This is a genomic window from Rahnella sp. PAMC25617, assembly GCF_050606005.1.
Lineage (GTDB): Bacteria > Pseudomonadota > Gammaproteobacteria > Enterobacterales > Enterobacteriaceae > Rahnella > Rahnella variigena.
The window spans coordinates 23,980-37,666 of sequence record NZ_JBOCUM010000003.1 but is presented as its reverse complement, the minus strand read 5'-3'; the positions used below and the strand labels follow the sequence as shown (position 1 = coordinate 37,666).

Annotated in this window: 13 protein-coding genes; 7 read left to right on the top strand and 6 right to left on the bottom strand. The window is 52.4% G+C overall.

What is annotated here, in order from left to right:
- Window positions 1-9: 9 nt before the first annotated feature.
- Window positions 10-1,791, bottom strand: a complete 1,782-nt coding sequence (gene yejM, locus ACM615_RS02395; protein ID WP_113877457.1) for an LPS biosynthesis-modulating metalloenzyme YejM — start codon at window positions 1,789-1,791, stop codon at window positions 10-12.
- Between the two features lie 24 nt (window positions 1,792-1,815).
- Entirely contained in the window at window positions 1,816-2,043 is a 228-nt protein-coding gene (locus ACM615_RS02390; protein WP_104921319.1) for a YejL family protein, read from the bottom strand.
- A gap of 322 nt (window positions 2,044-2,365) precedes the next feature.
- Between ACM615_RS02390 and yejK the strand changes: the two genes are divergently transcribed.
- On the top strand, window positions 2,366-3,370 hold the full coding sequence (yejK, locus tag ACM615_RS02385; protein ID WP_119822553.1) for a nucleoid-associated protein YejK: 1,005 nt from the start codon (window positions 2,366-2,368) through the stop codon (window positions 3,368-3,370).
- A 233-nt stretch (window positions 3,371-3,603) separates the two neighbouring features.
- On the opposite strand, the gene rplY is transcribed toward yejK, so the two are convergent.
- Both rplY and ACM615_RS02375 read right to left on the bottom strand, forming a co-directional pair.
- Window positions 3,604-3,894 carry a 50S ribosomal protein L25 gene (gene rplY, locus ACM615_RS02380; RefSeq protein ID WP_113877459.1) on the bottom strand — a complete coding sequence of 97 codons (291 nt, stop codon included), beginning with the start codon at window positions 3,892-3,894 and terminating at the stop codon, window positions 3,604-3,606.
- A 150-nt stretch (window positions 3,895-4,044) separates the two neighbouring features.
- Complete coding sequence (locus ACM615_RS02375) at window positions 4,045-5,808, bottom strand: DEAD/DEAH box helicase (protein ID WP_431011383.1); 1,764 nt, start codon at window positions 5,806-5,808, stop codon at window positions 4,045-4,047.
- Window positions 5,809-6,127: 319 nt separating this feature from the next.
- Between ACM615_RS02375 and rsuA the strand changes: the two genes are divergently transcribed.
- A complete protein-coding gene (rsuA, locus tag ACM615_RS02370) occupies window positions 6,128-6,835 on the top strand; it encodes a 16S rRNA pseudouridine(516) synthase RsuA (protein ID WP_431011382.1) in 708 nt (235 codons plus the stop codon).
- A 27-nt stretch (window positions 6,836-6,862) separates the two neighbouring features.
- A complete protein-coding gene (locus ACM615_RS02365) occupies window positions 6,863-8,068 on the top strand; it encodes a Bcr/CflA family multidrug efflux MFS transporter (protein WP_129639032.1) in 1,206 nt (401 codons plus the stop codon).
- Between the two features lie 45 nt (window positions 8,069-8,113).
- On the opposite strand, the gene ACM615_RS02360 is transcribed toward ACM615_RS02365, so the two are convergent.
- On the bottom strand, window positions 8,114-9,466 hold the full coding sequence (locus ACM615_RS02360; protein WP_037036162.1) for an MFS transporter: 1,353 nt from the start codon (window positions 9,464-9,466) through the stop codon (window positions 8,114-8,116).
- 333 nt (window positions 9,467-9,799) lie between these two features.
- On the bottom strand, window positions 9,800-10,783 hold the full coding sequence (locus tag ACM615_RS02355; protein WP_431011381.1) for a LacI family DNA-binding transcriptional regulator: 984 nt from the start codon (window positions 10,781-10,783) through the stop codon (window positions 9,800-9,802).
- Window positions 10,784-10,988: 205 nt separating this feature from the next.
- Between ACM615_RS02355 and idnO the strand changes: the two genes are divergently transcribed.
- The 4 genes from idnO to ACM615_RS02335 all read left to right on the top strand — a co-directional run bounded on the left by idnO (window position 10,989) and on the right by ACM615_RS02335 (window position 13,644).
- Entirely contained in the window at window positions 10,989-11,753 is a 765-nt protein-coding gene (gene idnO, locus ACM615_RS02350; RefSeq protein ID WP_431011380.1) for a gluconate 5-dehydrogenase, read from the top strand.
- An 8-nt stretch (window positions 11,754-11,761) separates the two neighbouring features.
- A complete protein-coding gene (locus tag ACM615_RS02345; RefSeq protein WP_112287835.1) occupies window positions 11,762-12,505 on the top strand; it encodes an SDR family oxidoreductase in 744 nt (247 codons plus the stop codon).
- Between the two features lie 216 nt (window positions 12,506-12,721).
- Window positions 12,722-13,300 (top strand): leucine-rich repeat domain-containing protein, encoded by a 579-nt coding sequence (locus tag ACM615_RS02340; RefSeq protein ID WP_431011379.1) that lies wholly within the window; start codon window positions 12,722-12,724, stop codon window positions 13,298-13,300.
- Window positions 13,297-13,644 (top strand): Ig-like domain-containing protein, encoded by a 348-nt coding sequence (locus tag ACM615_RS02335; protein WP_431011378.1) that lies wholly within the window; start codon window positions 13,297-13,299, stop codon window positions 13,642-13,644. Before ACM615_RS02340 ends, ACM615_RS02335 begins: the two co-directional genes overlap by 4 nt.
- Window positions 13,645-13,687: the final 43 nt, after the last annotated feature.

Sequence of the window (13,687 nt, the reverse complement as noted above, 5' to 3'; positions counted from 1 at the left end):
GCTGGGAAATCAGTTCGCGAGGAACCGTTTCTCATCGGTCAGCACCTGAAGCAGTAAACCCAGCTCCGGTTTCTGATCTTTAATCCGTTTGCCGTCGGTATCAAAGGCGCGGTAATCGCCGTTGCTTTCCAGTTCCAGCGTCTGATCTGGTGTCGTGATGATAAGCGTTCCGTCATCGCTGGTGGTTACCCAGTTATGGCGACGCTTGGCAGCAAACAAATCTTCACCCTGCGAATAATCCGCCGGTGACGTCGTGACGTGCAACAGACGCTGCATCAGCGTCGTCATCACATCCGCATGGTCAGTCAGCTTATTGATACTTTGCGCAGGCGTGCCCGGCCAGTGAATGATCAGCGGAACCTGCAACTGGCGGCGGTTCATGGCATTGCCTGAACCCCAGGTGCCGTTCTCGTTGAATTCAATACCGTGAGACGCCGTGATCACCACAACGGTTTTATCCAGCTCACCGCGGTCTTTCAGCGATTGCAGGATGGACTTGATCTGGTCATCAACACTCAGAGCACCGGCCTGATAGCGGTGAATGAAGGTGTTACCTGTCGGCACACTTTCACTCTCCTGACGTAACGCCGCGCTGATGCCGTTCAGATTGACGTAAGAGAACCACGGGCCATTACCCCGCACGTTCAGCCACTGTTGCCACTGACTCACGGTTTGCCCATCGGACTGTTTAACCGGCGGTGGCAAGGTGAAATCGGTCAGCAAGGCCTGACGGTACAACGGGCTGTTAAAGCCGTCCGAGGCAAACAGACCAAATTCATAACCCTGTTGCTCCAGTGACGTCACCAGTGCAGAAGGTTTGCGAGCCGCCAGAATGCCCTGCATATAGCTTGGGGAAATCCCGTAGAACAGGCCGAACTGGCCGGTATCATTACGGTTGCCGGAGCTGAAATGCTGGTCAAAACGGATGTTATGATTGGCGAAATCACTCAGCGCTGGCATATCTTTATCCAGCGTGGCGGTATGAACACCATCCACCACAATCATCAGCAAATTATATTTCGAACCGGTTTTCGCAAAGCTGATGGAGTTCAGCGGATATTCCACTGCCAGCGCTTCAGGATTCCCTTGTTCGATCAGCCGTTTCTGGTATTCCTCGGCATTCAGCAGGCCGTGTTTCTCAAGGAATTTACGTGCCGTCATCGGGTACGAGAGCGGAAGATTCGCGCGCTGCATGGTGATCGGACGATAGAAATTGGCATCCGCCCAGATATACATCAGGTGCGACGCAAAGAAACTGGCAATGAATAGCACCACAATCGGCTTGGCGAAATTACGGCGGTTCAGGCTGCGCAGTTTCTGCCATGCCCAGGTGCCAAACAGCATTTCGAGCAGGAAAATGACCGGCACAGCAATAAACATCAGCTGCCAGTCTCGCGCCATTTCGCCTTGTCCGGGGTTAACCACCAGTTCCCACACCACCGGATTGATATGCAGATGGAAACGGGTAAAGACCTCGGTATCAACCAGCAGCAGTGTCAGTCCGGCGGTCGCCAGAATGGCAGACAAGAACCGCAGCAGCCGTTGCGACATCACCACAAAGGTCAGCGGGAAGATAATCAGCAAATAAGCAGAGAATCCGATAAAGCTGAAATGCCCAAGCCAGCTAACCAGCGCGTAAATACGCCCTTGCAAAGAAGAAGGCCAGTCTGAAACAAACAGGTAGCGGCTGCCGAGCCCGAGAATGAGCAGGATATTAAACAGGGCGAACCAGTGCCCCCAGCTGATCATCTGGGATACTTTTTCGCGATAGCGCTGACGATTTGTCACCATGAGAGGTATTGGGCAGTTTGTGAATTAATGGGCTTTATCTTCTCTTATCGACGCTTGCAACGCTTTAGCAAAAGACTGGGACAAGGCTTTGCGTTGTGCAGGAGCGACGCTGGTATTAATAAGGTTAGTCACCATATTGCCCAGAACCATCAAAGAAAGGTCTGTCGGGGCGCGGTGCTTTTCGAGAACAGTCGCCAGCTCGGAAAGGATCTGTTCAACGTGTTCGTCACTGTAACGGGATGATTGTGCCATAGAGTATTGTGCTTCTTGATCTGACAAAGTCCAATATCTTAGCCGATCACAGACCTACTTTCCGCATTTTTATAACCCCTTCATACTTCGGGTTACAGATGCGTTGGCTGTGCGCAGTCACCTGAATCACTTACCGGAGTGAGCTCATCGGGATTTCTTCGTTTGCCGCCTTCCTGAAACACGAATTATTTTGGGGTTTTTATCTCATTAAATCCCCATTTCTAAGGTATGAGCGGTTGCGGCTTTAGAGCTTCGGTGTTTGAATACGCCCCGCAGGCAAACCCTTCTTACACGGCTGCAATTCACACAGGAGAAAGTCCCCATGAGTCTGGATATTGAGCAGATTGCTCTGCACCAGTTGAACAAACGTGACGAGCAAACGCTGGATGTTGTGCTGCGCGATACGCTTCTGACGCCGAATGCGGCCGTTGATGAAATGATGGCCGAGCTGCACCGCGTCTACAGCGCCAAAAGTAAAGCCTACGGTCTGTTCAATGAAGACAGCGAACTGGCTGTGGCGTTGCGCAGTTGCCGCAAAGGGGACGACGATTTTCTGTCATTCAGCCGCGCTGCGACCGGCCGTCTGCGTGATGAGCTGGCGAAGTATCCGTTTGCCGAAGGCGGCGTGGTGCTGTTTTGTCATTACCGCTTCCTGGCGGTGGAATATTTACTGGTGGCGGTGCTTAACAGCCGCAGCAGTATGCGCGTCAACGAGCAACTGGATGTCAGCAGCATTCATTACCTCGATATCAATCATGCCGATATCGTGGCGCGCATTGATCTGACCGAATGGGAAACCAATCCGGAATCTACCCGTTACCTGACTTTCCTCAAAGGCCGGGTAGGGCGAAAAGTTTCTGATTTCTTTATGGATTTCCTGGGCGCGTCTGAAGGTCTGGATACCAAAGCACAGAACCGCGGCCTGTTGCAGGCGGTTGATGACTTCTGTACCGAAGCGCAGCTCGATAAGAACGAGCGTCAGAATTACCGTCAGCAGGTTTATACCTACTGTAACGAGCAGTTGCAGGCGGGCGAAGAAATCGCTCTGGATGATTTGTCCGAAGAGCTGCCGCCGTGGAATGATAAGAAATTCAAAGAATTTACCCAGGAACAGGGCTATCAGCTGGAAGAAACCTTCCCGGCGGATCGCAGCACCTTGCGTCAGCTGACCAAATTCGCCGGCAGCGGCGGTGGGCTGAGCATCAACTTCGATGCCATGCTGATGGGCGAACGCATTTTCTGGGATCCGGCGACCGATACCCTGACCATTAAAGGCACACCGCCGAATTTGCGGGATCAGTTACAGCGTAAAGCGGGCAATAAATAATACCCGTCATACTTCAGGCTGCAGATGCGTTGGCTGCGTTCGCTCACCCCGGTCACTTAGCTATCTAAGCTCCCGGGGATTCACGAACTTGCCGCCTTTCTGCAACCTGAATTATTTAGGGTATCGGCAGATTTCAGGCAATAAAAAACACCGCCTGGGCGGTGTTTTTTATTTGTTCTCGCACGGCGTCCCGATGCGCACTAACTTTTTACTCAGAGAGTAAAGTCGCGTTATTAAACGCGAACGAAGTCAATGTGAGCCAGTTTTGGCTTGAACGGGTGACGCTGTACAGCCTGAACTTTAACTTTGGTTTCTTTACCGTCGATAACCAGAGTAATAACTTCAGAGTAGAACTCCGCTTTAACTTCCATGTTCTTAACAGAATCATGGTCCAGTTTGATAGAAACCGGAGCAGCTGAGCCACCGTAAACGATAGCTGGGAATTTGTTAGCTGTACGCAGGCGGCGGCTCGCACCTTTGCCCTGCTCGTCCTGTGGACGTACTTCTACATTGATAGTGATCATTGTATGTTTCTCGATTAGAACTACTTCTAAAATGTGCCCCGCCACCTGCGACCGAGTGACGAGTTGAGTACTGCGGCTTTCACTCAAGGCGAAAGCGGGCGGTATGATACCGGAGCAGGGCAGCGGCAGCAATACAAATCGCTGGTTTACTCACCCGCGCAGCTCATTTGCGCGCCGGTACCGGCCTTCATAATCGAACATTTTTTCGCGTACCTGCCAGAACTGGCCTTTCATGCGTGCCACCACAAAATCCGGATGACGCAGTAAAACCTGCTGCGCGACGATATCCGCAGCGGTATTCCATTCCAGTGGCACGCCCGGCGCACGCTGGTGCGGACGCAGGAAATTATGTAAAAACGCCATGCGCTGGGCGGGCGTCGTCAGGCGAAAACGCTCGGAAACGTCCGCGCCGTCCTCATCGTAATAGGTGATCTTCAGCCATTCGCCTTTGTCATCGCGACCGTTTTCCAGGTTCATGCCGCCGCAGCGCAGCACCAGCGCATCTTTCAGGCGCAGCGCGGCTTTCAGCATATCGTCCGGATCAACCAGAATTTCCTGACACTGATGACAGCGTCGCGCGGCGATATCGTTTTCCGCGCCGCAGTGCGGGCAGCTTTTAAAGCGGAAACGGAAATCGCACTGTTCGCGATTGCCCTCGTCATCCTCCAGCACGCCCTGACAACGGCGGCCAAAATGCTCAATGATGGTGCCGTCTTCCGTGGTTTTCCCCCAGAAGATATTGGCAAAACCGCAGGCGGGACAGAACACCTGCACCGGTTTGTTATCGCCCGCAGGCTTATGGCTGCCGACTTCCGGCGTAAACAGATCGTGCGGATTACCGGCGTAATCGAGGATAAGGCAGTCGGTTTTGCCCGGCGCCAGCCGCAGCCCGCGGCCGACGATCTGCTGATACAGGCTGACGGATTCGGTCGGGCGCAGGATGGCGATCAGATCCACATGCGGCGCATCGAAGCCGGTAGTCAGCACAGACACATTCACCAGATAGCGTAACTGCTGCGCTTTAAACGCATTGATCAGCCGGTCGCGCTCGACGGCGTGCGTTTGTGCGCTGATCAGCGCCGCTTCGCCGTCGGGCAGCAGCCCGAAGATTTCACCCGCGTGTTCCACCGTCGAGGCGAAAATCATCACGCCTTTGCGATCCTGCGCAAATTCAACAATCTGGCTGATGATGTGCGGCGTGATACGCTTTTGCTGACGCAGTTCGTCATTCAGATCTGCTTCGCTGAACAGCCCGCTGCTGTTGGCCTGTAACCGGCTGAAATCGTAGCTCACCACCGGCATATCGAGCCGCTCAGGTGGCACCAGAAAACCGTTTTTAATCATGTAACGCAGCGGCAGTTCATAAATGCAGTCGCGAAACAGACTGTTCGCATCGCCACGCACAATGCCCTGATGGTGATACTGATAAATCCAGCCCTTGCCTAAACGGTAAGGTGTGGCGGTCAGGCCGAGCAGGCGCAGACGCGGATTTTGTGCCTTAAGATGGCCGATGATCTGCTGATACTGACTGTTGTCATCGTCGGAAATCCGGTGGCATTCATCGACAATCAGCAGGGAAAACTCACCGCTGAATTCTGCCAGATTAGGCGCGACGGACTGCACGCTGCCAAACACCACTTTGCCGCTGCTTTGCTTGAGATTCAGGCCAGCGGCGAAAATATCCGCCTCCAGACCGTAAGAAAGGTATTTACTGTGGTTTTGCGCCACCAGCTCTTTGACGTGGGCGAGCACCAGAACGCGGCCGCGCGCTACTCTCGCCAGCTCGGCAATCACCAGACTTTTCCCCGCGCCGGTCGGCAATACGATCACTGCCGGTTCGTCATGCTGGCGGAAATGACGCAGGGTGGCATCCACGGCATCCTGCTGATAGGGGCGAAGCGTAAAAGCGGTCACGGCAACAATCACCTGTAGTTTTACTGTTAATAAAGACAGTAGTGGAGTATGCCAAGAAATCAGGGCTATAGCGATGAGCAAAAAAATCACCTGACGTGAATGTTTAGCCTGCTTATTTTCCTTCTTCCTGACCGGTTGCGCGGCTATACTGTTCGCCTCAATGTGGCAGCCTGTCTGCCTCCTCTAAGTAATAATAACTCGTTGCAATTATTACGAATCGAACAACCCTGAACCCTGTCAGTTGCCTATAGCGACGGCGGGGTCTTGTGTTTTATCAGTAACGCGATCACTCAGATCGCCATGAAGGCAAGTCTACTCAATGCGTCTGGACAAGTTTCTATCTCAGCAATTAGGTGTAAGCCGCGCGCTGGTTTTGCGTGAGCTTCGCAACAAACGTGTCACCGTTGACGGCGAAATCGTTAAAACGGGTGCGATGAAAATCAGCCCTGAGCAGCGTGTCGAATTTGACGGCAACGTACTGGATCAAATCACCGGCCCGCGTTATTTCATGCTCAACAAACCGCAGGGCTACGTGTGTTCTACCGATGACCCTGATCATCCGACGGTGTTGTATTTCCTCGAAGAACCGGTGGCCTACAAGCTGCATGCGGCAGGGCGTCTGGATATCGACACCACCGGTCTGGTACTGATGACCGACGACGGCCAGTGGTCACACCGCATCACCTCACCGCGTCATCACTGCGAAAAAACCTATCTGGTTAATCTCGAAAATCCGCTGGCTGACGATACCGCTGCGCAGTTTGAAGCGGGTGTTCAGCTGCATAACGAAGATTCCCTGACCAAACCGGCACAACTCGAGAAAATCGAAGATTGCCTGGTGCGCCTGACCATCAGCGAAGGCCGTTATCATCAGGTGAAACGTATGTTTGCCGCCGTGGGTAACCGCGTGGTGGGTCTGCATCGTGAACGTATCGGTGAAATCGTGATGGATGAAGATTTAGAACCGGGTCAGTACCGGCCTTTAACCGCGCAGGAAATTGCCAGCGTTGGCGTTCCCTCGCGCTAGTTTTTCCTAAAACTGGAGCAGCTGAAAGTGCAAGAAAAACCGGTATCCCACATCGGACTGATTTTCATCCTGGGATTGATATCGATGCTCATGCCACTGGCCATCGATATGTATCTGCCAAGTATGCCCGTCATCGCGCAGGAATATGGTGTTCCGGCGGGCAGTGTGCAAATGACGCTCAGCGCCTATGTGCTGGGTTTTGCGATAGGGCAGTTGTTTTACGGACCGATGGCGGACAGCCTCGGGCGTAAGCCGGTTATCTTCTGGGGCGTGCTGGTTTTTGCCGTCGCTGCCGGTGCCTGTGCGCTGGCGCAATCGGTCGAACAGCTAGTCTGGATGCGCTTCCTGCATGGTCTTGCCGCCGCCGCCGCCAGTGTCGTTATCAATGCCCTGATGCGCGATATGTTCACCAAAGACGAATTCTCGCGAATGATGTCTTTTGTGGTGCTGGTCATGACCGTCGCACCGCTGCTTGCACCGATGCTCGGGGGGCTGCTGATGGCGGTTTTCAGTTGGCACGCGATTTTCTGGGCGATGGCAATTGCCGCGCTGATCGCCGCCACGCTGGTGGGGGTCTATATCAAAGAGACGCTGCCCAGGGAACGACGGCAGAAATTTCATCTGCGTACCAGCGTCGGTAACTTTGCCTCACTGTTCCGTCATAAACGCGTGCTGAGCTATATGCTGGCGAGTGGTTTCTCGTTCGCCGGGATGTTCTCCTTCCTCAGCGCCGGTCCGTTTGTCTATATCGAACTGAATGGCGTTTCGCCGCAGCACTTCGGTTTTTACTTCGCGCTGAACATTGTGGCGCTGGTGATCCTGACTCTCATTAACAGCCGTAATGTGCGTCGTGCGGGGGCGGTGAAGATGTTTCGCTTCGGGCTGTTTGTGCAGCTGACGATGGGCATGTGGCTGGTGATCGTCTGTACCTTCGGTTTGCCGTTCTGGGCGATGGTGATTGGTGTGGCGGGATATGTCGGTGTGATTGCGATGGTCACGTCAAACGCCATGGCGGTGATTATGGATGACTTCCCGCATATGGCCGGTACTGCGGCTTCACTGGCGGGGACGATCCGCTTCGGCACCGGTGCAGCGATTGGTTCGGTCCTGTCACTGTTTACTGCAAAAAGCGCCTGGCCGATGGTCGGTTCAATGGCGTTCTGTATTCTGGCTGCGACGCTGCTGTATCTCTACGCCAGCCGTCCGGCGAAAGTCACTGCGGAAACGGCATAACTCAGACTGCTCTTTCCCCTCGTAAGAGGGGAAAGAGCAGAAGCATTAAATCACTTCTGCTTTCACTCCCTGAACGCGTCGCGCTGCTTTGGCACGGGCATATTCGTCGGCCATGGCTTTGGCTTTTGCGCCCGGCACCAGCGCCATATCGCACTCTTTCGGCAGTAACGTCGTGACTGCGGCGGCAATCAGCAATGAGGCTACCAGCGCATAAATCGCGGTGCTCTGACCGTACAGGCTGACCAGCACGCCGACCAGATATGGCCCGCAGAAACCACCCAGATTCCCCAGACCGTTAATCACACCGCGTGCGCTGCCCGCAACTTCCGGCGTGGTGACTTTGCCCGGAATAGTCCAGAAGGCGCTGGTCGCGGCTTGCAGGAAGAAACCGGCACCGACCAGGAACCCGTAGGCCGCCATAATGTTATGACCGAACGCCACGGACGCCGCCAGGCAGGCTGCGAAACCACACAGCGGCAGGGCGATGAACATACGGCGTTTACCGGTTTTATCCGACAGCACCGACATCGCCAAAATCCCCAGCATGGTGCCGACGTAAGGGATAATCGCCAGCATGCCGACTGAACTCATGTCACCGCCGGTCAGGTTTTTCAAAATGGTCGGCAGCCATAATGTATAGCCGTAAATCCCGGTCTGGTAGAAGAAGTTTATGATGATCAGTTTGACGATAGACTTGTTACGGAACACCTCTTTCAGCGGCGCGTTATTCACCGGTGCCAGCGCTTTCAGGGCTTCACGTTCGCGGTTCAGCTCCGTCACCAGGTAGTCGCGTTCACGCTCTGACAGCCATTTCGCCTCTTCCGGACGGTCGCTGATGGTGAACCACCAGAAAATCATCACCACGAAAGACAATGCCCCTTCGATGATGAACAACCAGCGCCAGTCGAGCGTATCCAGAATCAGACCCGAAAGCGGCGCGGTGATCATCCCGCCGAGCGGCGCGAACATCAGCACGTAAGCATTGGCGCGACCGCGCTCCTTATCCGGGAACCAGTTGCTAACCATGGTCAGCACCACCGGCAACATCCCGCCTTCTGCCACACCCAGCGCAAAGCGCAGGAACAGCAACTGATACTGATTGGTGATAAAGCCGGTCAGGATGGAGATCACCGCCCAGGCAATCAGCGAGCAGGCGATAAATTTCCGTCCGCTGCCGTGAACCGCCAGACTGCCACCCGGAACCTGCAGGAATAGATAACCGATAAAGAATATACCGGCGGCCAGACCGGCCATTGATGCGGTAATACCTAATTCAGCATCCATTCCGCCAGGCATGGCGAAACTAATATTAACCCTGTCCATGAAGGAAATAATGCAGGCGATAAGTATTGGTGTAATAACACGTAACCAGCGGGCCTTAGGAATCTTATTATCCATTCTGTGATCCTCGGTGATGCTCGTCATACTTCAGGTTGCAGATGCGTTGGCTGCGCCCGCCAACCCCGGTCACTTACTTGTGTAAGCTCCCGGGGATTAACAGCCTTGCCGCCTTCCCGCAACCCGAATTATTTGGAGCATGTTCAATGCGACGTTTAATTTACTAATTACTATTTCGTCTTTCGGCGATGACTTAATAAAAGCATTTTGAGGAAAGTATTTCGTGACAGGCGTCACGTTGAATTATGTTAAGAAAAGGTGTTACCACATACGTGATCCTGCACCGGAGTTAGCGTGCAGGATTGAGGGGTGAAATGGAGGCTGAAAGAAGAATTAAATCGTGCCGCCGAGGGAAATCCGGTAGTGCAGATCCACGCGTTCGATTGTCGGCAAATTTCTGATTTTTTTGAGCAAAATCTCCGCTACTACTTTACCCATCTCAAAGCGCGGCGTGATCACGCTCGCCAGTAATGGTGTGGTCGCCAGCCCGATATCTAATCCATGGAAACCGGAAATCGCCATGTCCTGCGGAACGCGGATGCCTAATTTGATACATTCCTGTAACACGCCGACCGCAATATCGTCATTGGTACATAAAATCGCGTTAGTTTGCGGATATAACTGACGCGCCATGGCTAACATTCCGGCGCCGATAGACACCGATGAAACTTTATTGGGCGTGATATGTACCGGCGTCAGACCGCGTTCAGTCATGGCGCGGCTGTAACCCTGATAACGTTTCTGGTCACGGGCATCCGACATCGAACCGAAATACACCACATGCTCTTTGCCGCTGGCGAGGAGGGTATTCGCCATATCGTAACCGGCCTGCTGATTATCAAAACCGACCGCAATGCGCCCGTGCGTGTCATCGAGATCCATCACCTGTGCGACAGGAATTTCAGAAGCATTCAGGTACTTATCGGCTTTCAGCGTATGCACGGAATCGGTCAGGATCAGCCCTGCCAGCTGATAACCCAGCAGATTGACGATATGTTCTTCTTCGCGTTCTTTGCTGTAATCGTAATTGACCACCAGCGTCTGAAAGCCCTGTGCGGAAGTGACCGACTCAATGCCAGCCAGCAAATCGGAGAAAATCTGGTTGTTGAACGAGGGCACTAAGATGCCGATACGCGGCGCTTTGGCCGGTCCGCGGGCTTCTTCCAGCGGATATCCCACTTCTTCCATCACCTTCGTAATGCGTTCGCGGGTTTCAGGAGACACCTTTTCCGGCGTGCGCAGAAAACGGCTGACCGTCATCTTTGTGACGTCCGCCAGTTGGGCGATGTCCTGTAGTGTCACGCGCTGATTTCTCATGCGGAATTTTCCTGATTGGGCCTGCAAAGATATCTTGTTATTGAAACAGAAAGCGCCGGAAATTGTTATCAAAATGATGAGGATCACACCGGGAGTAACAGGGTTTTTTAACATTCCGGCAGGTGATCTGCATCACAGTTTGGCGCGGGGTAAACCGGTGTAGTGAAGCTAACTTTTTAAATCAGCATTCAATAAGGCCAACGTCATGACAAATCTCTTTTCACTGGATAATAAAAAGATTCTGATTACCGGCTCGACGCGCGGTCTGGGTTTCCTGCTGGCGAAAGGGCTGGCGCAGCATGGCGCAGAAATTATCGTTAACGGCACGCAACCGGAGTCAACGGAAAAAGCGGCTGAAGCCTTGCGTGCAGAAGGCTTTATCGCCCATGCCGTCTCTTTTGATGTCACCAGCAGTCGGGCGGTGAATCAGGCGATTGATCATATCGAAAGCACCATCGGGCCGATTGATGTGCTGGTAAATAACGCCGGTATTCAGCGTCGCCATAAATTCACTGAGTTTCCGGAAAAAGACTGGGACGACGTGATTGCCGTGAATCAGAAATCTGTGTTCCTGGTTTCTCAGGCGGTGGCGCGATACATGATCCAGCGCGAGCGCGGCAAAATCATCAATATCGGTTCGATGCAAAGTGAGCTGGGTCGCGACACCATCACGCCATACGCCGCTTCAAAGGGTGCGGTAAAAATGCTGACCCGCGGCATGTGTGTCGAGCTGGCGCGCTACAATATTCAGGTCAACGGCATCGCGCCGGGCTATTTCAAAACGGATATGACACAGGCCCTGGTGAATAACAAAGAGTTCTCAGAATGGTTGTGCAAACGCACTCCGGCTGCACGCTGGGGCAATCCGGAAGAGCTGGTCGGCGGCGCGGTTTATCTGTCGTCTAAGGCCTCAGATTTTGTAAATGGTCATCTTTTATTCATCGATGGCGGCATGTTAGCTGCGGTCTAGGAGGCCCAATGAACAAAATCGCATTAATCACTGGCGGGGGCAGCGGTATTGGCCTGAGCGCCGCCAAAGCGCTGGAAGCGACTGGATTTACCGTGATCCTGGCCGGACGAAACAAAGAAAAGCTGGAGCAGGCTGTCGCGCTGTTTGCGCCGGGACAGGCGGTGGCGCGTCAGTTGGATGTGACCAGCCCGCAATCGGTCGCCGCGCTGTTCCAGGATATTCAGGAAACCTTCGGGCGTCTGGATTTACTGTTCAATAACGCCGGTAATAACGTAAAGGATGTTCCAATCGAAGAACTGCCGGTGGAAGACTGGCTGTCGGTGATCAATACCAATCTGACCGGCGCATTTTTATGTACGCAGGCGGCGGTGAAACTGATGAAACAGCAATCGCCGCAGGGCGGACGCATCATCAATAACGGCTCGATTTCAGCACAGTCGCCGCGCCCGAATTCCGCACCCTACACCGCCAGCAAACACGCCATTACCGGGCTGACCAAGTCCACGGCGCTGGACGGGCGAGCGTTTAATATTGCCTGCGGGCAAATTGATATCGGTAATGCGGCCACAGATATGGGCAATAAGGCGCTGGCGGGCAGAATGCAAGCCGACGGACATATTGCCGAAGAACCGGTGATCCCGGTGGAACGCGTCGGCGAGGCGGTGGCGTTTATGGCCGGTTTACCGCTGGATACCAACGTGCTGACCATGACCGTCATGGCGAGCGCCATGCCGCTGGTGGGACGCGGTTAAATGCACTGAGCTGGAAATAATGGTGGTATATCTATTTCCAGCCAGTTATACATTCATATAAAGCATTAACTTTTTTTAATGGGGTATTTAATTTTTCCAAAAAGGAAGATTATAAAACACATGATCTACTAATTTAATTAGCTAATTTCAAAACTTAATATTAATGATATGGTGAGTTTGAAATTAACCTAGCAAGCTAATATGGAGATGTAGATTATGGATTTCAAAAAGAATAATTTCCCCGCTTTACTCCTTATGTTGACGAGCACACTGTTTACCTCTGTAAGTTTTGCAACTCAGATCGTCAATGTTCCCGATAATAAATTTCATAAATGTCTGAATGGCCATCTTAAGGAGTCTGACTATCCTCTTGCACCAATCACAGATACGCAACTAGCCAGTCTGACCGGTTTAATATCTTGTGCGGAAACCGGGACTGCAGATATTACCGGTGCGGAATATTTAATAAATATCGATGATCTGAATCTTGAATATAATAAACTGACTGCTGTTGATCCCCTGGCCGGACTTACACAACTGACAAAACTTTCTGTGGGTGGTAACCACATTGCCAGCGGCGCATCGCTTAAGGGGTTGATCAATCTTAAAGATTTGGATATGAACAATAACGATATGTACGATGCTGATTTTATTTCAGAAATGCGTAATTTAGTGAGTCTGAATCTGAGTGCAAATATGATAAAAACATATCCTGGGATAGAGAATCTTACCTCACTGGAAAATCTTTATTGCAAAGCTCCAATATTTTGGATATTTCAGAGTTCTCAACGTTGACCCAGTTGAAACAACTGAGTATTGATACAAATCATATCGCAGACATGTCACCTCTGGCAGGAATGAATGCGCTGACATCATTGCTCATCAAAGGACAAGATATCCAGCTTAATCCTGTACCTAACACGGGTTCCCTTACGATTAATAATCCTGTGATAAGTATTAATGGGACACCCGTCCCCCCGACTTATATCAGTAATGGCGGCGTTTATCAGGAGGGAAAAATTGTCTGGACTACTATTCCGGCCGGGATTGACAGTGTCAGTTTTGATTTCGGTCAGGAAATTGAGTTGGATGGTCTGGAAGTGCCCTTCGACGGGACTGTAACTCAATATTTAGAATAAATCTGTTAAGTAAAAAACGGCCCGTTACGGGCCGTTTTGCATT

Coding starts and splice junctions, on each gene's coding strand:
- yejM (WP_113877457.1), bottom strand. CDS start 1,791: ATGGTGACAAATCGTCAGCGCTATCGCGAAAAAGTATCCCAGATGATC.
- ACM615_RS02390 (WP_104921319.1), bottom strand. CDS start 2,043: ATGGCACAATCATCCCGTTACAGTGACGAACACGTTGAACAGATCCTT.
- yejK (WP_119822553.1), top strand. CDS start 2,366: ATGAGTCTGGATATTGAGCAGATTGCTCTGCACCAGTTGAACAAACGT.
- rplY (WP_113877459.1), bottom strand. CDS start 3,894: ATGATCACTATCAATGTAGAAGTACGTCCACAGGACGAGCAGGGCAAA.
- rsuA (WP_431011382.1), top strand. CDS start 6,128: ATGCGTCTGGACAAGTTTCTATCTCAGCAATTAGGTGTAAGCCGCGCG.
- ACM615_RS02360 (WP_037036162.1), bottom strand. CDS start 9,466: ATGGATAATAAGATTCCTAAGGCCCGCTGGTTACGTGTTATTACACCA.
- ACM615_RS02355 (WP_431011381.1), bottom strand. CDS start 10,783: ATGAGAAATCAGCGCGTGACACTACAGGACATCGCCCAACTGGCGGAC.
- idnO (WP_431011380.1), top strand. CDS start 10,989: ATGACAAATCTCTTTTCACTGGATAATAAAAAGATTCTGATTACCGGC.
- ACM615_RS02345 (WP_112287835.1), top strand. CDS start 11,762: ATGAACAAAATCGCATTAATCACTGGCGGGGGCAGCGGTATTGGCCTG.
- ACM615_RS02340 (WP_431011379.1), top strand. CDS start 12,722: ATGGATTTCAAAAAGAATAATTTCCCCGCTTTACTCCTTATGTTGACG.